Source organism: Paraburkholderia sp. FW306-02-B, assembly GCF_058782725.1.
Genome location: NZ_JBYSXZ010000002.1, coordinates 856738 through 877068, shown reverse-complemented (window position 1 = coordinate 877068; position 20331 = coordinate 856738). Strand labels below are relative to the sequence as shown.

Sequence of the window (20331 nt, the reverse complement as noted above, 5' to 3'; positions counted from 1 at the left end):
CTTCCTTTGTGCCACATCCATTCCAATTCACGCGATCATGCCCGCTGCGCCTTTGCTCGCCCTCTCCCTGCTCTCGGCCGCAGCGCTCGGCTACGAGATCCTGTTGATGCGCCTGTTTTCCATCATCCTTTGGCACCACTTCGCCTATATGATGATCAGTGTCGCCCTGCTGGGATACGGTGCAGCCGGTGCGATGGTGGCGTTAGCGCAGCGCTGGTTGGCGCCCAGGTTTGTGGCCGTGTTCGCTGGCGGCGCCATTCTGTTCGGCGTTTCCTCGGTCGCCTCTTTCGCGCTCGCCCAGCGCGTCGCGTTCAACCCCCTGGAGATTTTGTGGGATCCGCAGCAGCCGCTGCGCCTGCTCCTGATTTATCTGCTCCTGTTCGTCCCTTTCTTTTGCGCCGCGACCAGTGTCTGTCTCACCTTCACACGGTTCAATGATCAGATTCCCCACATTTACAGTTTTGATATTGTGGGAGCCGGATTAGGCAGCCTAGCCATCATCGTTGCGCTATTTGTCCTTGCTCCGCTGGATGCGCTCCGACTTCTGGGCGGTGTGGGTCTGGCGGCAGCGGCGCTGGCATGCATCGAGTGCCGCTGGCATCGACCCTGGTTGCCGGTGCTGTTGGTGGGAGCCGCGGCCATTTTGCCGACCATCCTGCCACGCGACTGGGTCGCGCTACGGCCGTCCGAGTACAAGGAATTGAGCCAGACCCTGCGCATCAAAGACGCACACGTGGTCGCTGAAAGCTCGAGCCCACTGGGTCTCATCACGGTAGTGGAAAGCCCTTTGATTCCTTTCCGCCACGCACCGGGGCTAAGCCTCAACGCGACCATGGAGCCGCCGCCACAGTTGGGAGTGTTTACTGATGGTGACGGGCTATCCGCGCTCAATCGCTATGACGGACAGCGCGAGCCGCTCAGTTATCTGGACTACCTCACCTCCGCGCTTCCCTACCACTTACTGGAGCGCCCCAGAGTCTTGGTACTTGGCAGCGGCGCCGGGGCCGATGTGTTGCAGGCGCTTTACCACCAGGCGAGCGCAATCGACGCGGTGGAACTGAATCCGCAGGTGATCGACGCGGTGCAAGGCCGCTTTGCCGACTTCTCCGGCAAGCCTTACAGCGCACCCAACGTTCACGTCTTTACAGGCGAAGCACGCAGCTTCATCGCTGGGCACGGCGAGCGCTATGATCTCATCCAGGTCGCGCTGCTGGATTCGTTCAGCGCCTCGTCGGCCGGTCTTTACGCGCTTTCCGAGAGCTATTTGTACACGGTGCAAGCGTTCCAGGACTATCTTCGCCATCTCAACCCTGGCGGCATGCTGGCAATTACGCGCTGGGTCACGCTGCCGCCACGTGACATCCTGAAATTGTTTGCGACGGGGATGCTAGCCATGGAGGGCGTCGGCGTGGCGCAACCCTCCCGCCGGCTCGTGCTGATCCGCGGCTGGAAGACTACGACGCTGCTGGTCAAGAACGGGGAGTTCAGTGGCGCGGAAATCGTCGCACTGCGGGGCTTCTGCCGTGCCCGCTCATTCGACGTCGGGTACTACCCCGGGATGCAGGCCGCGGAAGCGAATCGCTACAACGTGCTTGAAACGCCATACTTCTTCGAAGCCGCGCAAGCCTTGCTGAGCCCCGATCGCGACAAGTTCTGGGCACGCTACAAGTTCGATGTTCGACCCGCCACGGACGACAAACCGTACTTCTTTCACTTCTTCAAATGGCGTTCGCTGCCCGAACTCCTCGCCTTGAAGGAGCAAGGCGGCATGCCTTTGCTGGAATGGGGCTACCCGGTGCTGATCGCAACCCTGCTTCAGGCCACGTTGGCAGCTTTGATATTGATCCTCTTTCCGCTCTGGATGATAAGGCGCCGCCAACGCTTGGCTCACAGTTCGCCACCGTCAACGACAACCCTTGTCGGCGACGCCACTGCATCAGCGGCCTTATCCGGGCGGCGAGTTGCTATCTATTTCCTCGCGATTGGTTTCGCCTTCATGTTCGTCGAAATCGCGTTTATCCAAAAGTTGATCCTGTTCTTGGGTCACCCTCTCTATGCTGTCGCGGTGGTGCTATGCGCGTTCCTTTCGTTTGCCGGACTGGGGAGCCGATATTCGCAGCGCCTGCAAGGGGGCGGAGCGCATCTACCCAGCCCTGCGCCAGGGTCGCGCTGGAATAGAGGTCGCCGGTCCCTGCTGGCAAGGGCCGCCTTCGCGATCTCCCTTATCTCCCTGCTCTACCTAGCCATCCTCCCCACCCTGTTCCGGCTGCTGATTTCCCTACCCGATCCAGCCAAGATCGCCATCTCCGCGCTGTTCGTCGCACCGCTCGCGTTTGCGATGGGAATGCCCTTCCCACTGGGACTCGGGCGCGTTGCCGCCAGCGCCGAAGCGCTCGTGCCCTGGGCGTGGGGCATCAACGCCTGTGCTTCCGTAGTGGCTGCGGTTCTGGCAACGGTGTTGGCGATCCATCTTGGATTTACCGCAGTGGTAATGATAGCGCTCTTGCTATATGTCGCGGCGGCGGCCGTTTGTCCCTAATTCCGCTCTGAACGAGCCTACCCCGATGTCGACCGCGACCGCTGCCAAAGCCGCGCATGCGGCCAAACTCCACAGCCGTCGGCGTAGCCGACCGAGCTCCGTCCCTGGCCAAAATCCAATCGGCATTGAAGAACGGCCGCTCATGAAACTTGGGCAGTGGGTTGTTCTTGGTTTTCGGCCGGTAAGCTAACTCGTTCGGGTCAGGCATCGTCGTCATGCTTATCGCTTAGTGTTGCGCGAGCAGCCTTCGAGACGACGAATCCCCGTCCCTTTCTAATTGACGTCTGAACGGGTCCCGCCTCGAAACGCGCAGAGCGAAAAAGCAGGTGACAGAGGCCGGATTAAATACCGAAACGCCACCAGAGACTTCTTGTCGACCCTTTATGAAGATGCGTGTGACGTGCAGGTTGTCGAACCGGAAAAACCGGCTCACGCTAACGTCATACGCCGCGCACTGACACCCGTGCCGATGAGCGAAACTGACGAAGGGACAGATACATGAGTCTGGTCGATTATCAACTGATGGAAGTGGCAAGCGGCAAGGCAGTGAAGATGTGGACACAGGGCGTTGCGATTGAGGAGGCGGCTCGCCGGCAACTGAGAAACACGGCCCGCATGCCGTTCGTGTTCAGGCACCTTGCCGTGATGCCGGACGTGCACGTGGGCAAGGGGTCGACGATCGGCAGCGTGATTCCGACAGAAGGCGCGATCATCCCGGCGGCGGTGGGCGTGGATATCGGCTGCGGCATGATGGCGGTTCGCACGACTCTGACGACCGCGGACCTGCCCGATTCGCTCTCGGGCGTGCGCGGCGCGATCGAGCGCGCGGTGCCCCACGGCAGCGCGCCGAGGCGACGCGACCCGGGCGCATGGTCGCGTCCGCCGCCGGCCGTCGACGAGGCCTGGAAACTGCTGGCGCCCGGTTTTCAGCGCATCGTCGACAAGTATCCTTCCCTCGCGCGCACGAACAACCACACGCACGTCGGCACGCTCGGAACCGGCAATCACTTCATCGAGGTATGCCTCGACGAAGATGACGGCGTCTGGTTCATGCTGCACAGCGGATCGCGCGGCGTGGGCAACGCGATCGGGAGCCTCTTCATCGAGCTGGCTCAGGCCGACATGCGTCAACACCTTGCGAATCTTCCGGACAAAGACCTCGCGTACTTCAAGGAAGGCAGCCGGCACTTCGACGACTATGTGGAGGCGGTCGGCTGGGCACAGGACTATGCGCGCCGCAACCGCGAGATCATGATGAATGCCGTGATCGGCGCGGTGCGCACGACTATCGGCAAACCCTTCACCATCGACAAGCACGCGGTGAACTGCCACCACAATTATGTGCAGAAGGAACGGCACTTCGGCGCCGACGTGTTCGTGACGCGTAAAGGGGCGGTGTCGGCGCGAGCGGGCGAGCTCGGTATCATTCCGGGTTCGATGGGCGCGAAGAGCTTCATCGTGCGCGGCCTCGGCAACGAAGAGAGCTTCTGCTCATGCAGTCACGGCGCCGGGCGCGCGATGAGCCGGAAGGAGGCCAAACGGCGCTTCACGGTCCAGGATCAAATCAGGGCGACGGCGCACGTCGAATGCCGAAAGGATGCGGGAGTCGTCGATGAAATTCCGATGGCCTATAAGGACATCGACGCCGTGATGGTCGCGCAGCGGAGCTTGGTCGAGGTGGTTCATACGCTGCGGCAGGTGGTCTGTGTGAAGGGTTAGGCTCTGATTGGCTTGCGACGGTCAGTCGATTCGTGGGAAGTGGATATGGCAACGGCAATCATCACCCCGAGGAATAACGGTCCGTCTGACATTAAAGGTGATTTCACGATCACGACGCAAGGGGGCAGGCAGATTCAAATCGAGAAAGATGAGGTCTGGCTCTACCGCCGCGGGCATTCGAATAACAAGCCGTTTTGCGACGGGTCGCATTGGAAGGTGGAGTTTAAGAGTGGTCTGGATGAGGGGGCGCGTAAGCAATAGATTTGCACCGTCGCGAATCTCGTTGACGTGCGGGGTGGCGTACTATCGCAGCGGATCGTGCCAGGGCGCGCATTTGTAACCGGGTGACCCGCGCGCTACCCGGCGCGGGATGAACGTGAATGACTCTTTTCAGCGCCATCGAAGGACTCTTCCCGACCCATTGCGGCCCGTCGACCCAGCGCGACATCTACGGCGGCTTTCAAGGTACAACGGCCGTTCGTCGACTCGCATAAGGAGACGGGAGTTCGGCCATTCCGGTCATCCGCACCTCATCCGGTTCCACGCGCAGCGAATGGCCGCTTCCATGGTAGGTCTAAGACCGGTATCGGACCCGTTGCGGCCCTTCGCGTCCCATCGAAGCGGACACTCTTGGACGTCGCCGGACTTCCATAACTGCTCGGTGAAACCCGGCTGTTTGACGTGCCAAGGGGACGGGCGTATGCTTTTTTTCTATGTTTCCCGGAGGGGGTCAGATGGAAACTACGACGAACAATAAGTGCGGACGCGTCGTATCCGGGTCTGCCAGTTATGTGAGCAGACAGGGATCAGAATACGCCCCAGGCATCAGTCAAGAGACAGTCGGATCGCAAGTACTGCTTCTTGGAATGGTGACGATCCCCCCGAAGGACGAACCAAGGCACACATTCACGAACACCACGAGTCAGCGTTCTATATGCTGAGCGGCGACGAAGTCGAGCTGTGGACAGGCGACGCGCTGGAACACCGCGAGGTCGCGCATCGCGGGGACTATCTCTACATCCCCGCAGGCATTCCGCACGTGGCAGTGAATCGCGGCAAGACACCGGCAGTCTTTATCGGCGTGCGCAATGAACCGACAGCCCAGGAAAGCGTGGTGATGTATCCCGAGCTGGATGCCCGAGTGCCTTGATGCGCTTCATGGGCAAGGCGTGAAGCCGTTGGCAATGAAGCCAGCCTTCATCCGGCAACTGATCATGCCACGCGGTGCTGACCGTTCGCCAGACGCATGGCAACCGATATACCTGGTCATCGGCGTTGTCTGTCACGGTCGATTGCGTGCGCGCACGCTGCACGCGAATAATGGAAGGCATCCGATACCCGAGGAGGATGTCCCCATGGCAAGGATTGAATCAAAGCTCGCGGAAATGGGACTGGTATTACCTCAACCGCTTCAGATGCCGCCAGACATTCGAATGCCGTTCGCCTGGGTCCGCGTCCGAGGGAATCGCGCATTCATTTCTGGGCATATTCCGCAGAATCCGGATGGCACCGTTGCGCAGCCACTCGGGAAGGTAGGGGCGGAGGTCTCTCCAGAACAGGGCTATCATGCCGCCCGGCTCGTGGCGCTCGCTCATTTGGGAAGTCTGAAGCGAGCGCTCGGCGACCTGGATCGAATCACCGCCTGGCTTCGAGTCTTTGCAATGGTCAATGTCGCACCCGGTTTCAACGAGACACCGCGCGTGACTAATGGCTACTCCGATCTCATTCTTGAACTTTATGGCCATGAGGCAGGCATGCATGCCCGCTCGTCGATTGGTATGATGATCCCGCTCAACGCACCTGTGAATTGTGAGGCCGAGGTAGAGATCGATGGGCGCTGAAGCGCCCCACATCAGGGTGCTGGGCAGGGGAAGTCGATCATCAGCGGATGCCCGCAGGAGTTAATTGATATACGGAGCGAAGCTCGCGAGTAGCCTTTCATCCTACCTGTACGTATCAAAGCTCCCAGGACAGGCGAATCCGCTCGCGAATTTCGGCCAGGCGCTGGACGGGCTCGTTTGCAAATACAAAGCGCAGGTATCGACTGCCGCTTGGCCCCCAGTTGTCCATCGGTGTGGCGGCCACCTCGCCTCGCGCGAGCAAGCGCCTTGACGCTTCGGCTGGTTCAAGACCAAGCCGCTGCGTATCGATCAGCAGCGACCACCCGCCGTGCGGTCGCATCACGGGGAGGTCCGCCAGCGCGGTCAGTAGCGCATTGCGGCGGGCTTCCCACTCCGCAGTCGCCGCGGCCACGCCATCGTCGTCGGCATTCAGTGCGGCCGTGGCGCCCGGCATGGCGATGCCGACCTGACAAACGACGTTTGACAAGCTGGTCAGTCGCACATCGGCCATAAGCTGTGCTGGCCCGACTATCCAACCGACTCGCCAACCGATCATCCGATATTCCTTGGAAACCGAGCCCACGGTGATGGTCCGCTCGCGCATACCAGGCAGGGAAACAGGGTGGACGACCTTCCGGCCGTCAAACAGGATTCTCTCCATGGCAGCGTCATAGACCAGCCACGCACCGGCGCGCTCGCAATGCCGGGCGATCTCATCCCATTCCGCCGCCGACACGACGAAACCAGTCGGCATCGAAGGCGACATGATGAGCAAGGCCCGTGTGCGATGACTGATCACGCTCGCCAGGCTCTCCAAGTCGAGTCGCCATCCGTCGACTCCCGGCGCGAGCTGTGCGAATCTCGGCACGCCACCTGCCAGATACACGCGATTGATCAGGCCAGCGTAAGTCGGATCGGTAATTACAACCTCGTCCCCGGCTTCAAGCGTCGATAACAGGACATTCAGGATCCCTGCCAGCCCACCCGCAGAGATAATGCACTCGGTATCCGGGTCATAGACGACGCCGGAAAACCGTCGGACCCGCTCGACTGCGGCTTCGCGCAGCGCACGCTGACCCATGAACGGCAAATAGCTGTTGGCGGCATCGTCGTCGATTGCTTCGTGCGTGCGCCGGATCGCCGCGGGTGGCGGCCGCAGGTCGGTGTCAAGATTCTCGAGCCGCAGGATGTTGGCATTGCGCATCGAGTCCGCGGTTTCGGCCATCCTGTCGACCCCGATACCTGGGATGTTCTGCAAGCGTGTGACGGCCATACTGTTCTCCTTGTCCATACCAGTCCATTAAAGCGCGAAAAGCTCCCCAGTGGAAAGGTCTGCCATGCGTCAGCCGTGGCACGTCTGGGCGAACGGGATCCTGGCGTTCAATTCAACACTTTCACGAAGCCGCACCAATCCGCATCGCTACGGCAATGTGAACCCCTGGCAGCAGGCTGCCAAGCTGTGGAGCGCCGCAGCGAGAGCGCTGCGCCGCCGCCGGGCGCTGTTTGTCCGCTTTCGGGCGCGAGGGCCAACGTCCGAAAGTGGCCGGTTGTTGCCCGTCGCGACATGACGAAATCGTGCCGAAGGCGACGCCCGTACTCGCGCAACTTGATAAACAGGGGTGCGCCCTGCGGTTAAGCTAGCGTCCATCTCTCGATTGACGAAGCGCAGGCGAAAACCAACGTCCACTGCGAATTCAAGCGACGCCTGCCACGCAGACGGCCTATGATCAAATCATCGAGCGGCGTCACTTGCGCCTCTTATCCCACAGGAGCGAGAACATGGCCAAGAAGAAGACCGAATCCGTTTACCGTGTCACGGAAATCATTGGCACGAGTTCGGTTTCGTGGGAGGACGCGGCAAAAATGGCTGTGGAGACGGCCGCCAAGACTCTGCGTGATTTGCGCGTCGCCGAAGTCAGCAAGCTCGACATGAAGGTCGATAGCGGCAAGGTCGTTGAATACCGGGCGCGAGTGTCTTTGTCGTTCAAGTATGAAGCCTGAACCGATGACTCACCGTGGCAAAGCACCACAGGCCGTCGCGGCCGAACAGCTTGAGCATGCCGAGAACGCAAAGGGCGTCCTCACGGTTACGTATCTGCCAGTCCGGTCGCTGAACTCACGCGCTGCCATTCCCCAGCCGAAGTTCCTTACTTCAGGTGAATGAGGACTGATCCCTCCGATATTTCCGGCCCGGTCGTGCCGGTGTCTCCGGCGTTTTTGGCGATCCAGTCCTTCGCCTTTTGCACGCTTTCATCAATACCTGCCTTGTCCTGGCAAACAGTCACCGAGAATCCGCCATCGCCGCTGCGTGCGAGGGTGTAGCCGACAAAGCCTTTGACCGAACGCATCAGTTCTTCGACGTCAGCCGTTTTCTTCTCCAGTAGATCGAATAACTCCTTTGCACCCTTTCCGGAATACCGCCTTATAACAGTCTGCATGATTGGGTCCTCCTGTTTGATGGACCAACGGGACGAGTACCCCGCACAAACAATGTGTGCGGGCTCTAACTGCTCTTTCCGAGAGCGTGGAGTGCGCGCAACTCATTGAGACGGCCGCGCACCGGATATCCGCGACCCTTACCAACCTTACTAAGTGTAGTAACTCTGCCGTCGTAGTAAACCGGGCAAGCGGTGCAAAATCCTGGTGCATTCAGCCAGTCCGCAATTGGCCCGGCCTCTGCCTGTCGGCCACTGGCGGCACGCAGACGCGGACCGGCCAGATCATTCAGCGGAAAGCAGCCATTCAACGTTTGAGCTCGGAGCCCGTTAAAAGCCAACACGTCCGCCACGAAGTGTGGGCGCCGATCCCCGTTGAACTTCAATCCGCTAGGCGCCAATCTTATAAGGGCGGGTCATGACCTCAAGAAAATGACCGTCAGGATCGTCGAAATACAGTCCCCGGCCGCCGTTGTGCAGATACGTTTCGCCGGCACGCTGCTTGCTGGGATCTGCCCAGTACTGAAGTCCTCTGTCACGAATACGAGCGAAGACCCGCTCGAACTCGTCCTCACTGATCAGAAACGCGTAATGCTGCATGGAAATCGCGCTGTCGCTTTCGAAGTAGTCGAGCGAGACGCCATTTTCCAGTTGAACGACCAGCATCTGCCCGAACTCAATGGGACTCGGAAGCCCCAGGATGTCCATGAGGAACCTTGTCGACTTCTGCTTATCGCTGCACCAGACGATAGTGTGGTTTAGCTGTACGCCCATTGCGACCCTCACTGAATGTGGCCGAGTATGCCCTTCTGGCCAAGACGGGGCTCTTGTCTCGCCATGGATCCAACATAGCCGACGCCTGATGGCATTCAAGTGAAATGTAACTACGACCGGCAGATGATGGCCCGACAACTGCCGGACGCAGTCGGTGGCAGCAATCAATACTAGCGGCCATTCATGCCAACACTCGACTCAAGACGTTGACGTCGACGAAATCTTAATGCGAAGTGTCTTGAACGTCAGACTCCACCAAGGGCGTTCACGTACGCGTAATCGATGCGCCGCCATCGACTAGCGAAGCGGTACCGGTCACGAAGGACGAGTCATCGGACGCGAGATAAAGCACCGAGCGGGCGAGTTCTTCCGGCCGTGCGACCCGCTTGAGCGCATGCAATCCGGTCACGAAGGCCTGCGACTCGGCGGTGTCGTTCATGCTGCGATACATCGGTGTGTCCACCGCGCCGGGCAGAATGGCGTTGACGCGCACACCTTGCGGTCCGTACTCGGCAGCGAGCGCCTGCGTCAGCCCTATCAACCCGGCCTTGCTCGCAGCGTATGCTGCGGTGCCCGGGAAAGCGAATGAATAACCGACGAACGTCGACGTGAAGATGATTGATCCACCGCCTTGCTTCAGCATTTCGGGGATTTGATGCTTCGCACCCAAAAAGGCGCTCGTCAGATTGGTCGCCAATGCGGCCGACCAGCCAGCCTCCGACACGCCCGTGGTCGGGCCCATTTCGCCCAGGGTGCCGGCGTTGTTATAGGCGATGTCAAGACGGCCGAAGCGGCTGACTGCGAGCGCGACCAGCGCTTTCGCAAAGTCCTCTGACTGCACGTCGCCCGCGAGAAACGCGGCCTCACCGCCTGCGCTAACGATCTCGGCAACGAGCGTTTCAAGTTCAGCTTCGCGGCGCGCCGCGATCACCACTTTTGCGCCTTCTGCGGCGAACAGTTTTGCGGTGGCACGGCCAATTCCCGCACTGGCGCCAGTCACGATCGCTACTTTTCCTGTCAAGCGTTGCATGTTCAATCTCCTGCTGCAGTTTGTTGGCCAGTGCCTAATGCCTTGGTCCGTGACAAGCAATATAGGCTTCAGCCCCGAATGCAAAAAGGCATAAAACATGGGTATATCATTCAGCATTTGTGAATGATCGAGGAAGCACATGGATCGGCTGCGCGCTTTTGAAGTCTTCGTGACCGTGGTGAGCCGCGGCAGCTTCACGCGCGCAGCCGATGCGCTCGAGACGTCGCCCGCCAACGTGACCCGCTACGTGAATGAGTTGGAAGCGCATCTGGGCACACGCCTGCTGAATCGCACCTCACGCACACTTTCTCTCACCGAGGGCGGCGAGACCCTCTATGCCCGCTGCAAGTCCATCCTCGACGACGTCGCCGAAACCGAGGGGCTCGTGTCATCTGCGTCGGTCGAACCGCGCGGACGGCTGCGCATCAATGCGCCTGTGAGCTTTGGGATTCTGCATCTGGCGCCGCTATGGCCCGAATTCATGCGCAAGTATCCGCGAGTGGAACTCGACGTTGCGCTGATTGACCGCGTCGTCGACATCGTCGATGAAGGCTACGACCTCGCCATTCGCATCTCACGCGCCGGTTCAACCAACCAGGCAGCCCGCAAGCTGGCGACATCGAGAAATATCCTGTGTGCGTCGCCAGCCTATCTGGCGCGTTGCGGATACCCCGCTGCGCCAGCGGACCTGATCGAGCATCGATGCATCGGCTACTCGTACGCTGCCACCGGCGACGAGTGGCAACTGATCGACAGTGACAGCAAGGCTCACGCCGTGAAGGTCAACTGTCACATGCATAGCAACAATGGCGATACGGCACGCGCAGCGGCGCTCGCTGGGCAAGGCGTGATCTGGCAACCCACGTTTCTGGTCGGCAACGACCTACGCCTCGGCAAGCTCGTTCAGATATTGCCCGAGTATCGCTTGCCCGACATCGACGTACTTGCGTTGTACCCGAGTCGCCGGCACCTGAGTGCAAAGATACGCGCAATGGTCGATTTCCTGGTCGATGCGTTCGGCGGTGTGCCGCCGTGGGATCGGGCTGACGGAGGTTGAGCGGATGTCACGCCGGCTCCGAGCTGAAGGCGCTTTCAAAACTGCGTCAAGCGCGCTCCAACAGTGCGGTTCGAGCCGCGAGGGATCTGTCCGCGGTGCCGGTCCGCCTCCGCCCAACCGCGACTGCCTGGAAAGGCCGAAAGATGATGGGACGACCTTATTCGATACGTGACGGTCAGCAATATGGGCAGGATCCGACGTTCGAGTGGCTCGTACACTGATTGGACGAACGGCTGCAGATGGCCGAACCCAGTCCAACGCAGACCTCGATCGATCGCTGATCGCACCAGGTATGCGAAAGGCATAAACCGACCCGGAGCGGACAGTCGTCTTCTGGAAGTCAAAGTCCGCTTTCGATTGACAGGCGGTCGCTCATCGTACTGAGATCATTAACAGATCATCTTCGAGGAAAGCTGACGCTTTCCTCGGTCCGCATCTTGAGCAACGACTCGGGCCGCCCGCTACTCAGGCGTCGAAGGCATTGACTGGCCCAATGAAGTCCATCTTTCCAACGTCGATTCCATTCGTACGCAAAATCGCATAAGCCATTGCTACATGGAAGTAGACATTCGGAATCACGATCTGCAGCAAATAGTTTTCTCCAGTTAGCTTACCCTGCACCCAGGACACTTTTACGATTTGATTGGCTGCTTCGGCGTACCGGTCTACCGACACGCTTTCAACGAAGTCGACCGTCTTACGAATGCGCGTACGCGCTTCGTCAAGCGTTTGCTCATTGTCTTCATGTCGCGGTGGCTGCTGTCCTGAAAGCCAGGCGGCCCCACCCTTCAAATAGTCGCAAGCGCTTTGTATCTGATAGAGCAACCCTCTCATGTCGGGAGCTAGACGCGTCGACAACAGAACGGCAACGTCGAACTCCTTCGCATTCGCAAAGCGCTCCGCCTTGTCGAGATAAGTCTCCATTGCTCTTACTGCTTGCACGCATTGCGCGATAGCCTGTGCATACATCGGCGTCTCCAGGGACATGTGTTGCCGTGAACTCACGCTACGACATGACACCGCGAAGGATCGGCTTCGGGTCATTGCGTGGCGAAAGATACTCGCTCTCAATCTTGCATTTTGCTTTCAATTCTGTTTTCCAGCGCGGCCATCCATATCGATTCCGCAGCGGCGCGCTCCCCACGATGCGTGGGCGCTTGGGGATCAAGCTTCTGCGCGGCCATTTCCCATACAATACTGCGACCTGATCTTACGTGAGCAAACGCGTTGGACCGACTAGAAGCCATGGAAATGTTGCTGACCGCGGTGGACGGGGGAAGCCTGTCGGCGGCAGCTCGTGAACTGAAGATTCCTGTTAGCACGCTCACTCGCAAGGTTGCCGATCTCGAGGAGATGCTTGGAACCCGGTTGCTGATACGAACCACGCGAAAGCTGACATTGACCGACGCGGGCATGTCATACGTCGCGGCGGCGCGGCGCATCCTTGACCTCGTGCGGGAACAGGAGCATGAAGCCACGGGTGAGTTTGCGACAGCAAGAGGAGAACTGGTCGTTACCGCACCTGTGCAGCTTGGTCGTCTGCATGTTCTGCCTGTCATCAATCAGTTCCTCGCACAGTATCCGGACATCACAGTTCGACTCCTTCTCTCCGACCGAAACATCGACCTCATTGATTCGCACGCCGATCTCGCAGTGCGGATCGGAGAGCTCCCGGACAGCAATATGATCGCCACGCGCATCGGTTCATTGCGGCCGATCGTCTGCGCAAGCCCGGCGTTCCTCACCAAATACACGCCTCCGCGCGAACCCGACGACCTCGTGCAGTACTCATGCGTCGTCTTCAACAGCCCGTATCTGTCGCCGTGGCGCTTCCGTCTTCCCACGAGCAACAAGATGTATATGCTCGAAGTGAAGCCCCGGCTCGAGGTCACTTCGCCCGACGCTGCAGTCAGCGCCGCAGTGGACAACGCAGGCATCACATTCGTCTTCGAACACGATGCCGATGAAGCGATTCGGAACGGACAGCTCGAGATACTCCTGCCAAAGTTTGAGATTGAACCAGTGCCAGTCCATCTGGTTCACGTGTCGAGAAATCTCATGCCCATAAAACTGCGGCATTTCATCGATTTTGCGGCTCCCAAACTCAGGGAATCGCTGTCCAGATTCGGCAAGCAAAAGCAGCGCTAGCGCTTTTCCGCTTCCCTAAGCGTACCGTCACGCTCGGGCCACCCGCTGCGACGATCTGCCGACAGCCGTCGGCTCTTACGACTCCTCGGTCTGTTTACCAAGTACCCGATCGTTCCGGTTCTCGATGACGTCTCGCGTCGTCTTCGTGGCGCCCGGACCGGCAGCAAATCGAACGTCCTGGTACGTCAGCGCCTGCCCGCTCGTTGTGCGAACCACCACGACTTCTACTGGACGCCCACTCGCATGCTCCACCAATTTGATGGGCGGCTTGTCGTTCGGTCTGAGCCACTTGTCTCCCCATTGCATGAGCGCGACCAGGACCGGGTATAAGTCCGTTCCTTTCGAGGTTAACCGGTAACCGAACGTGTTTGCGCGTTCCGCGATCGGGAAGCGTTCGAGAATGTCCAGTTCGATCAACCGCTCCAGTCGTGCGGCAAGGATATTACGGGCGATACCGAGCCCGCTCTGGAACTCGTCGAAGCGCCTGCTGCCCTGCGTACATTCGCGCACGATCAGCAGCGTCCACCACTCGCCCACCTCGTCGAGGGCGCGAGCAATCGAGCAGTCCATTCCATCGAAGCGTTTTCTATACATGATGGAACGGATCCTAACTCAAGTTTCGTCACGCAACTTAACCAGTTTGCGGGGAACAGCTTCCCGGTTTCGGCCAGTAGCGTGACGCAACGGTGTTCCCTATAGTTGCGTCACGAAACTTAGCCGACAGTTCCCCGGGAAAGTCACCCCGGATCGCTGCCACATTCTGGATTACCGCGCTGTCTGCACACGAGACAGCAACGATTGATCACCTGACGGGCGAGCTGGGACACATCTCATCTTCGCACAGCCTTTCAACATACTTAGGAATGCCATGAATAACCGAATTGACCAAACCGAGGCAGGAGTGACCACTCCCACACGCCTGGCGAGATCCGGCTCCGTTCGATGGGTCGGTAAAGGTGTTGCTACCGTTGTGATTGCCGCCGTGGCTGCGACGGCGTTTCACATGCACTGGTCGAGTGCCGCGCGCGTTGTCGCACCGCCCCCGCCATCGGTCACCATCAGCGCGCCTTTGCAGCGCGATATCGAGGGCCGGCTCGGCTTCCTCGGCCAGTTCTCGGCCGTAAATCGTGTCGAATTGCGCGCCCAGGTCGGTGGCACGCTTACCCAGATCCACTTCAAGGACGGCGATATAGTTCACAAAGGTGATCTGCTGTTTGAAATCGACCCGGAACCCTATCAGATCAAGTTGAGCGAAGCGACAGCCGAGCTCGAATCTGCAAACGCACGGCTGGTACTTGCCACGCGGGAGCTTGCCCGGGCGCAGGAACTCCAGCGCTCCGAGGCCGGCACAGTTGAAAACGTCGACCAGAAAGTGGCTGAGCAGCGTGCTGCTGAGGCGGCTGTAGACAATGCAAATGCGCTGGTGCGTGACGCCCGATTCGACCTGGATCGCTGCAAGATCACGGCGCCGTTTACCGGCCGCATTGGCACACATCTCGTCTCGACCGGCAATCTGGTGTCCGGCAGCCGCGCCGGCAGCGGCCCAACGACGCTGCTTGCGACCATCGTCTCGCTCGACCCGCTCTATCTGGACTTCGACATCAGCGAAAACGACTACGCCGCTTTCCAGCGTTCCCGTGAAAGCCAGAACGGGCCGTTGGCCGACACAGTGAACATTTCACCGACTGGCGACGGTGGGTTTGGACGCACAGGCACGCTCAATTTCATCGACAACACGCTCGATCGTGCGAGCGGGACGATTCATGCGCGTGCAACGATTCCCAATAGCGACCTGTCACTCACGCCCGGTGGCTTCGCTCGCATCCGGTTGGCAACGACTGCACCGCAACCGGCCTTGCTCGTCCCCGATGCGGCCGTGCTCGACGATCAAACCGACCATATGGTGTACGTCGTTGGAGACGACGACGTGGTCAGCCCTAGAAAAGTAGAGATTGGCGACCTTCGCGGCGGTCTGCGGGTGATTCGATCGGGACTTTCCTCGACCGACCGGGTCGTGATCGACGGCATTCCCGCTGTCCGCCCCGGTTCAAAGATTTCCCCCCACGCTGGAACGATTCAGTTCTCGGCTGAGCAGGGTGAAGAAGGAGCAAAATCATGAAACTGACGCACTTCTTCATTGAGCACCCGCGCTTTGCAGCGGTGCTCAACATATTTGTTGTTCTCGTGGGCCTGGCAACCATGGTGTCGCTGCCAGTCGCTCAATATCCGAACATCGTTCCCACGACCATTCAGATCACGACCTCGTATCCGGGTGCGTCGGCCGATACGATTGCACGCACCGTGGCAACGCCACTTGAGCAGTCGGTCAATGGCGTCGAGAACATGGATTACATTTCGAGCCAGTCGACCAGCAATGGCGAGCTGACGATCACGGTGATCTTCAAGGTCGGCACCGATCCAAATACGGCTCTCCTGCTGACGCGCAGCCGTGTGGAAGACACCTTGTCACGCCTGCCTGTCGAGGTGCAATTGCAGGGGGTGCAGGTGAAGAAGACCATCCAGGCGCTGCTGCTGGGCGTTCACGTCTATTCACCCGATGGCTCCCGTAGTCCCGAATACCTGTCGAACTACATGCTCAAGGTTCGCGATCAGATCGCGCGCTTGCCGGGCGTGTCGGACTTTCAGTTGTTCGGCGAGCGGCAGTACGCGATGCGAATCTGGATTGATCCGGACAAAGCGGCTTCGTACAACATCAGCGCCAGCGAAATACTTGCTGCGCTCCGCGCGCAGAACGCCGCCGTTTCCGCAGGCGTGCTCAATCAGCCTCCTGTCTCGAACAATGGTACGGGTGCCTACCAGATCAACGTCGACGCGCTTGGCCGTCTCAGTACGCCCGAACAGTTTGGCGATGTCGTCGTCAAGTCGGATTCGCAGGGGCGTGTCACGCGCATTCGCGATATCGGCCGTGTCGAGCTCGGCTCTGTTGACGACGGCTCCAAGGCTTATGCGGACAAATACGCCGCAACCCCATGGTTCGTGATTGCCACGCCCGATGCGAACGTGGTGAAAGTCGAGCATGACGTCTGGGCCAAAATGGCCGAGTTGAAAAAGAGCTTCCCGTCCGGTGTCGACTACATCAAGATTTACGACCCGACCACGTTTGTTTCGCAGTCGATCCACGAAGTCGCCAAGACCATCATCATCGCCATTCTGCTGGTGGTGGGTGTGGTGTACCTCTTCCTGCAGAACTGGCGCGCCACGATCATCCCGGTTGTCGCCATCCCGGTGTCGCTGGTTGGAACGTTTACCATCCTTTCGCTGTTCGGCGCGTCGATCAATAACCTTTCGTTATTCGGATTGGTGCTGGCCGTCGGGATTATGGTGGACGATGCCATCGTGGTGGTCGAGAATGTCGAACGAAACATGGCGCTCGGCATGTCGCCGCGAGAGGCTGCACATCAGACGATGAACGAGGTCTCGACGGCCATCATTGCAATCGCGCTCACGTTGTGTGCGGTGTTCGGGCCCACCGCATTGATGTCCGGCATCTCGGGGCTGTTCTTCAAGCAGTTCGCCATCACGATCGCGGCATCCACCGTCATCTCATGCTTCGTCTCTCTCACGCTGAGCCCTGCCCTGTGCGCGGTGCTGCTCAAGCCCCACGAGATGGAGAAGTCTCATCGTGGATCGACTGCGCTGGGCCGCCTGCATCACGCGGTGTTCGGCAGATTCAACGCGTCGTTCGAATGGCTGTCGTCGCGGTACGGAAAGATGACTGGCCGGTTCGTGCGCACGACGTCTGTCATGCTGATCGTCTATGCCGGCCTGATTGGGGCCACTGCATTGCAGATGTCGAGAATGCCCACGGGTTTCATTCCGGATCAGGACATCGGCTATCAGGCTGTCATTGCTTTCCTCCCTCCTGGGTCCAGTCTCGAGCGCACCGACAGGGTGGTCCGCGAGATCAACGACATCGTGCTCACCACGCCCGGACTTAAAGGCGTGACTCACACGTCCCCTGTGTCCGGCTTTGATGTCACCACCGGCACGATTGCACCTAACGTAGGGACACTTTTCTACGGACTGCCTTCGCTGTATGGCAAACATGTGCCTGGCGTCAATGCAGCGTCGATGCTGGTCGAACTGCGCAAGCGTGTTGCCGGCGTCAAGGACGCGGTGGTCGTCGTGATCAATCCGCCGCCCGTGCAGGGACTGGGCTCAGCGGGCGGCTTCAAGCTGATGCTCGAAGACCGTGGCGGGCTGGGACCGCAGGCACTCGCCAATGCAGCGCACACGCTCGTGACCGCTGCCAACGAGGACAAGACGTTCGGGGGTGTTTTCACGCTGTATAACGCCGGCGCACCGTCGGTCTATGCGGACATTGACCGCCTCAAAGCGGAAAAGATCGGCCTCACTCCGACCGATGTGTTTTCGACGATGGAGCTGTACCTGGGCTCGCAGTACGTGAATGACTTCAATTTCATGGGCCGGACGTATCAGGTGCGGGTTCAGGGCGATGAAGCATTCCGGCAGACACCGGAAGACATTGGAAGGCTCAAGGTGCGCAATGCGACCGGCGACATGGTGCCGATCAGCAGTGTGGCGACGTTCAAAAACACCACCCAGCCGTATCGCGTGCCGCGCTACAACATGTATCCCGCAGCGGAAATCATGGGCGCGGCCGGCCCGGGGTTCTCATCGGGAGAAGCCATTCAACGGATGGAACAGCTCGCTGATCAGGTTCTTCCAAACGGCATCACGTATGAGTGGACTGACCTTGCTCACCAGCAGAAAGAGCAGACCATGTCGCCGCTCGTGATCTTTGCTGCTTCGGCGCTGTTCGTGTTCCTCGTGCTCGCTGCTCAGTACGAAAGCTGGAAAACGCCGCTCGCAATCGTGCTGATCGTGCCGATGTGTCTGCTCGCGGCGGCGATAGGCCTGAATGTGCGAGGCATGCCGATCGACATTCTTGCCCAAATCGGCTTCGTGGTGCTCGTGGGGCTTGCTGCCAAGAACGCCATTCTCATCGTCGAGTTCGCCAAGCAGAGGCAGGAGGAAGACGGAGTCAACGCGGAAGACGCCGCTACCCATGCGGCGCACGTGCGGCTGCGGCCCATTCTGATGACGTCGTTCGCTTTTATAGCAGGCGTGGCGCCACTCGCCATTGCCAGCGGCGCCGGCTCGGAAATGCGGCAGTCGCTCGGCACAACCGTGTTCTTCGGCATGCTCGGCGTGACGATCTTCGGGCTCGCCTTCACCCCAGCGTTTTATGCCTTCGTTCGCAAGATCGGTATCAGTGACATGCGCGCCCTGCCCCGCAAACTCGGTAGTGGAGAAGCAAAATGAACGACTTCTTATCCCAGACTTCGAAAGCGATCGCGGGTAGCCTATTCGTCAGCGCATTCCTGGCGGCCTGTGCGGTTGGGCCGAACTATGTGGCGCCCGACACCCAGATGGAACCGTTCCACAACGCGAAGGTCGTCGCGGACCGGCAAACCACGCTGCCGGCCCCGAACCTCGATAACTGGTGGACCGGTTTCAATGATCCAGAGCTGGTTAAGGTGGTGCAGCGGGCGCTGGATCAGAACCTGAGTCTTCAGGCGGCAATTGCACGCGTCGCCCAATCGCGTGCCGCAGCTCAGGCGGCAGGTGCCCAGTTGCTTCCGACGGTCGATGCCAATGCGTCATATACGGCAGAACATCAGAGCGTGCAGAGTCCCCTGGGCGCGATTGCGAGCGCATTTCCCAATTACAGTCGCGACCAGAAGCAGTATGTCGCGGGTGCGACGGCAAGCTGGGAAATCGATGTGGCCGGCGGCCTGAGACGCGCACACGCGCAAGCCACGGACGAGGAACAGGCCGCCGAGGCCGCCCAGCTAGGAACACGCGTGACGGTTGCCGCTGACGCTGCCGACGCTTACCTGCAGATTAGGGGGCTGCAGTCGGAGCTGGCCGTCACCCAGGATCAGGTGAATACGGACGCGCGTCTGCTGGAACTCGTGAAAGCGCGCAAGCAGGCTGGTGCGTCTGACGAACGCGAAGTGGCTCAGGCGGAAGCCCTGTTGCGTGGGGCGCGCGCCACCGTTCCAACCTTGCGCGTAGGGCTCGAAGCACAGCTGAACCGACTCGATGTGCTGATGGGCGCGCAGCCTGGGACGTATGCAGCAGAACTCGGAAATCAGGCCAGTGCCGTTCCGGACGTGCCTGCAATTGGCAGCGGCGATCAGCCCGTGGACGTTCTGCGCCGCCGCCCGGACATCATTGCGGCGGAGCGCCACCTGGCGGCTTCCAATGAGGCAATCGGCGTGGCACTGGCCGACTACTATCCAAAGATTTCACTCGCCGGCGCACTGGGATTCGACAGCGTCACAGGCAGTCATTTCCTGAGCGCGAAGTCATTCGAACCAGTCGGGACAGGTGCGCTGCATTGGCGGTTGTTTGATTTCGGCAAGGTGGACGCCGAAGTCAAAAATGCGCGCGGGTCGTACGCGGAAGCACTGGCGCAGTATCGGGAGGCTGCGCTCAAAGCGACGGAAGACGTCGAAGACGCCTTTATGGCGCTCTCGCAAACGGAAATTCGAGCGCAGGAAATCCAGCAGGAAGTCGACTCGTTGACGAAGGCACGGGATCTCTCGGAGAAAGCGTATCGCGCGGGTTCGATCACGTTGACCGATGTCCTCGACGCCGATCGGCAACTGCTCGAGTCGCGCGACGATCTCGATGCGACGAAGGCCGACGCTGCGCGCGCCGCAGTGCGAACGTTCCGTGCATTGGGAGGCGGATGGGATGCCCCGCAGCAGCAGGTTGCCCAGAAAGACTGACCCGAC

Annotated in this window: 17 protein-coding genes; 11 read left to right on the top strand and 6 right to left on the bottom strand. The window is 59.8% G+C overall.

The window, feature by feature from the left end:
* Nucleotides 1-37: 37 nt before the first annotated feature.
* The 5 genes from AC3WOG_RS24950 (at nucleotide 38) to AC3WOG_RS24930 (ending at nucleotide 6099) form a co-directional block, all read left to right on the top strand.
* Nucleotides 38-2539 (top strand): spermine/spermidine synthase domain-containing protein, encoded by a 2502-nt coding sequence (locus tag AC3WOG_RS24950; RefSeq protein ID WP_492582439.1) that lies wholly within the window; start codon nucleotides 38-40, stop codon nucleotides 2537-2539.
* Between the two features lie 498 nt (nucleotides 2540-3037).
* Nucleotides 3038-4258, top strand: a complete 1221-nt coding sequence (locus AC3WOG_RS24945; protein WP_492580564.1) for an RtcB family protein — start codon at nucleotides 3038-3040, stop codon at nucleotides 4256-4258.
* Nucleotides 4259-4303: 45 nt separating this feature from the next.
* A complete protein-coding gene (locus tag AC3WOG_RS24940) occupies nucleotides 4304-4519 on the top strand; it encodes a CDGSH iron-sulfur domain-containing protein (RefSeq protein WP_492580563.1) in 216 nt (71 codons plus the stop codon).
* A 496-nt stretch (nucleotides 4520-5015) separates the two neighbouring features.
* Complete coding sequence (locus tag AC3WOG_RS24935; RefSeq protein WP_492580562.1) at nucleotides 5016-5408, top strand: cupin domain-containing protein; 393 nt, start codon at nucleotides 5016-5018, stop codon at nucleotides 5406-5408.
* Nucleotides 5409-5613: 205 nt separating this feature from the next.
* On the top strand, nucleotides 5614-6099 hold the full coding sequence (locus tag AC3WOG_RS24930; RefSeq protein ID WP_492580561.1) for a RidA family protein: 486 nt from the start codon (nucleotides 5614-5616) through the stop codon (nucleotides 6097-6099).
* A gap of 115 nt (nucleotides 6100-6214) precedes the next feature.
* Here AC3WOG_RS24930 and AC3WOG_RS24925 read toward each other — a convergent pair whose 3' ends face one another.
* Entirely contained in the window at nucleotides 6215-7372 is a 1158-nt protein-coding gene (locus AC3WOG_RS24925; protein WP_492580560.1) for a pyridoxal phosphate-dependent aminotransferase, read from the bottom strand.
* A 506-nt stretch (nucleotides 7373-7878) separates the two neighbouring features.
* On the opposite strand from AC3WOG_RS24925, the gene AC3WOG_RS24920 reads away from it, so the two are divergent.
* Nucleotides 7879-8100 (top strand): dodecin family protein, encoded by a 222-nt coding sequence (locus AC3WOG_RS24920; RefSeq protein WP_492580559.1) that lies wholly within the window; start codon nucleotides 7879-7881, stop codon nucleotides 8098-8100.
* A gap of 146 nt (nucleotides 8101-8246) precedes the next feature.
* Here AC3WOG_RS24920 and AC3WOG_RS24915 read toward each other — a convergent pair whose 3' ends face one another.
* From AC3WOG_RS24915 to AC3WOG_RS24905, 3 genes are all read right to left on the bottom strand, one after another.
* A complete protein-coding gene (locus AC3WOG_RS24915; RefSeq protein ID WP_492580558.1) occupies nucleotides 8247-8537 on the bottom strand; it encodes a hypothetical protein in 291 nt (96 codons plus the stop codon).
* 387 nt (nucleotides 8538-8924) lie between these two features.
* A complete protein-coding gene (locus AC3WOG_RS24910) occupies nucleotides 8925-9308 on the bottom strand; it encodes a VOC family protein (protein ID WP_492580557.1) in 384 nt (127 codons plus the stop codon).
* A 265-nt stretch (nucleotides 9309-9573) separates the two neighbouring features.
* Nucleotides 9574-10338, bottom strand: coding sequence for an SDR family oxidoreductase (locus AC3WOG_RS24905; protein ID WP_492582438.1), 765 nt, complete (start codon nucleotides 10336-10338; stop codon nucleotides 9574-9576).
* A 139-nt stretch (nucleotides 10339-10477) separates the two neighbouring features.
* Here AC3WOG_RS24905 and AC3WOG_RS24900 point away from each other — a divergent pair, with 139 nt between their 5' ends.
* On the top strand, nucleotides 10478-11395 hold the full coding sequence (locus tag AC3WOG_RS24900; protein WP_492580556.1) for a LysR family transcriptional regulator: 918 nt from the start codon (nucleotides 10478-10480) through the stop codon (nucleotides 11393-11395).
* A 465-nt stretch (nucleotides 11396-11860) separates the two neighbouring features.
* Here the strand turns inward: AC3WOG_RS24900 and AC3WOG_RS24895 are convergent, their stop codons facing one another.
* Nucleotides 11861-12364 (bottom strand): DUF1993 domain-containing protein, encoded by a 504-nt coding sequence (locus AC3WOG_RS24895; protein ID WP_492580555.1) that lies wholly within the window; start codon nucleotides 12362-12364, stop codon nucleotides 11861-11863.
* A gap of 276 nt (nucleotides 12365-12640) precedes the next feature.
* Between AC3WOG_RS24895 and AC3WOG_RS24890 the strand changes: the two genes are divergently transcribed.
* The gene (locus tag AC3WOG_RS24890) at nucleotides 12641-13543 is read left to right on the top strand and encodes a LysR family transcriptional regulator (RefSeq protein WP_492580554.1); all 903 of its coding nucleotides are present in this window, start codon (nucleotides 12641-12643) and stop codon (nucleotides 13541-13543) included.
* Between the two features lie 75 nt (nucleotides 13544-13618).
* Here the strand turns inward: AC3WOG_RS24890 and AC3WOG_RS24885 are convergent, their stop codons facing one another.
* Complete coding sequence (locus AC3WOG_RS24885) at nucleotides 13619-14137, bottom strand: winged helix-turn-helix transcriptional regulator (protein WP_492580553.1); 519 nt, start codon at nucleotides 14135-14137, stop codon at nucleotides 13619-13621.
* Nucleotides 14138-14411: 274 nt separating this feature from the next.
* Here AC3WOG_RS24885 and AC3WOG_RS24880 point away from each other — a divergent pair, with 274 nt between their 5' ends.
* The 3 genes from AC3WOG_RS24880 to AC3WOG_RS24870 are packed head-to-tail and all read left to right on the top strand — an operon-like array spanning nucleotide 14412 to nucleotide 20325.
* The gene (locus AC3WOG_RS24880) at nucleotides 14412-15662 is read left to right on the top strand and encodes an efflux RND transporter periplasmic adaptor subunit (protein WP_492580552.1); all 1251 of its coding nucleotides are present in this window, start codon (nucleotides 14412-14414) and stop codon (nucleotides 15660-15662) included.
* Nucleotides 15659-18850 (top strand): efflux RND transporter permease subunit, encoded by a 3192-nt coding sequence (locus AC3WOG_RS24875; RefSeq protein WP_492580551.1) that lies wholly within the window; start codon nucleotides 15659-15661, stop codon nucleotides 18848-18850. Before AC3WOG_RS24880 ends, AC3WOG_RS24875 begins: the two co-directional genes overlap by 4 nt.
* Nucleotides 18847-20325 (top strand): efflux transporter outer membrane subunit, encoded by a 1479-nt coding sequence (locus AC3WOG_RS24870; protein WP_492580550.1) that lies wholly within the window; start codon nucleotides 18847-18849, stop codon nucleotides 20323-20325. Before AC3WOG_RS24875 ends, AC3WOG_RS24870 begins: the two co-directional genes overlap by 4 nt.
* Nucleotides 20326-20331 lie beyond the last annotated feature (6 nt).

What these genes read in the sequence shown, in the direction of transcription:
- AC3WOG_RS24900 (WP_492580556.1), top strand. Translation starts at nt 10,478, where the DNA reads ATGGATCGGCTGCGCGCTTTTGAAGTCTTCGTGACCGTGGTGAGCCGC.
- AC3WOG_RS24880 (WP_492580552.1), top strand. Translation starts at nt 14,412, where the DNA reads ATGAATAACCGAATTGACCAAACCGAGGCAGGAGTGACCACTCCCACA.
- AC3WOG_RS24875 (WP_492580551.1), top strand. Translation starts at nt 15,659, where the DNA reads ATGAAACTGACGCACTTCTTCATTGAGCACCCGCGCTTTGCAGCGGTG.
- AC3WOG_RS24905 (WP_492582438.1), bottom strand. Translation starts at nt 10,338, where the DNA reads ATGCAACGCTTGACAGGAAAAGTAGCGATCGTGACTGGCGCCAGTGCG.
- AC3WOG_RS24895 (WP_492580555.1), bottom strand. Translation starts at nt 12,364, where the DNA reads ATGTATGCACAGGCTATCGCGCAATGCGTGCAAGCAGTAAGAGCAATG.
- AC3WOG_RS24925 (WP_492580560.1), bottom strand. Translation starts at nt 7,372, where the DNA reads ATGGCCGTCACACGCTTGCAGAACATCCCAGGTATCGGGGTCGACAGG.
- AC3WOG_RS24950 (WP_492582439.1), top strand. Translation starts at nt 38, where the DNA reads ATGCCCGCTGCGCCTTTGCTCGCCCTCTCCCTGCTCTCGGCCGCAGCG.
- AC3WOG_RS24940 (WP_492580563.1), top strand. Translation starts at nt 4,304, where the DNA reads ATGGCAACGGCAATCATCACCCCGAGGAATAACGGTCCGTCTGACATT.
- AC3WOG_RS24920 (WP_492580559.1), top strand. Translation starts at nt 7,879, where the DNA reads ATGGCCAAGAAGAAGACCGAATCCGTTTACCGTGTCACGGAAATCATT.
- AC3WOG_RS24910 (WP_492580557.1), bottom strand. Translation starts at nt 9,308, where the DNA reads ATGGGCGTACAGCTAAACCACACTATCGTCTGGTGCAGCGATAAGCAG.
- AC3WOG_RS24870 (WP_492580550.1), top strand. Translation starts at nt 18,847, where the DNA reads ATGAACGACTTCTTATCCCAGACTTCGAAAGCGATCGCGGGTAGCCTA.
- AC3WOG_RS24945 (WP_492580564.1), top strand. Translation starts at nt 3,038, where the DNA reads ATGAGTCTGGTCGATTATCAACTGATGGAAGTGGCAAGCGGCAAGGCA.
- AC3WOG_RS24885 (WP_492580553.1), bottom strand. Translation starts at nt 14,137, where the DNA reads ATGTATAGAAAACGCTTCGATGGAATGGACTGCTCGATTGCTCGCGCC.
- AC3WOG_RS24890 (WP_492580554.1), top strand. Translation starts at nt 12,641, where the DNA reads ATGGAAATGTTGCTGACCGCGGTGGACGGGGGAAGCCTGTCGGCGGCA.
- AC3WOG_RS24930 (WP_492580561.1), top strand. Translation starts at nt 5,614, where the DNA reads ATGGCAAGGATTGAATCAAAGCTCGCGGAAATGGGACTGGTATTACCT.
- AC3WOG_RS24915 (WP_492580558.1), bottom strand. Translation starts at nt 8,537, where the DNA reads ATGCAGACTGTTATAAGGCGGTATTCCGGAAAGGGTGCAAAGGAGTTA.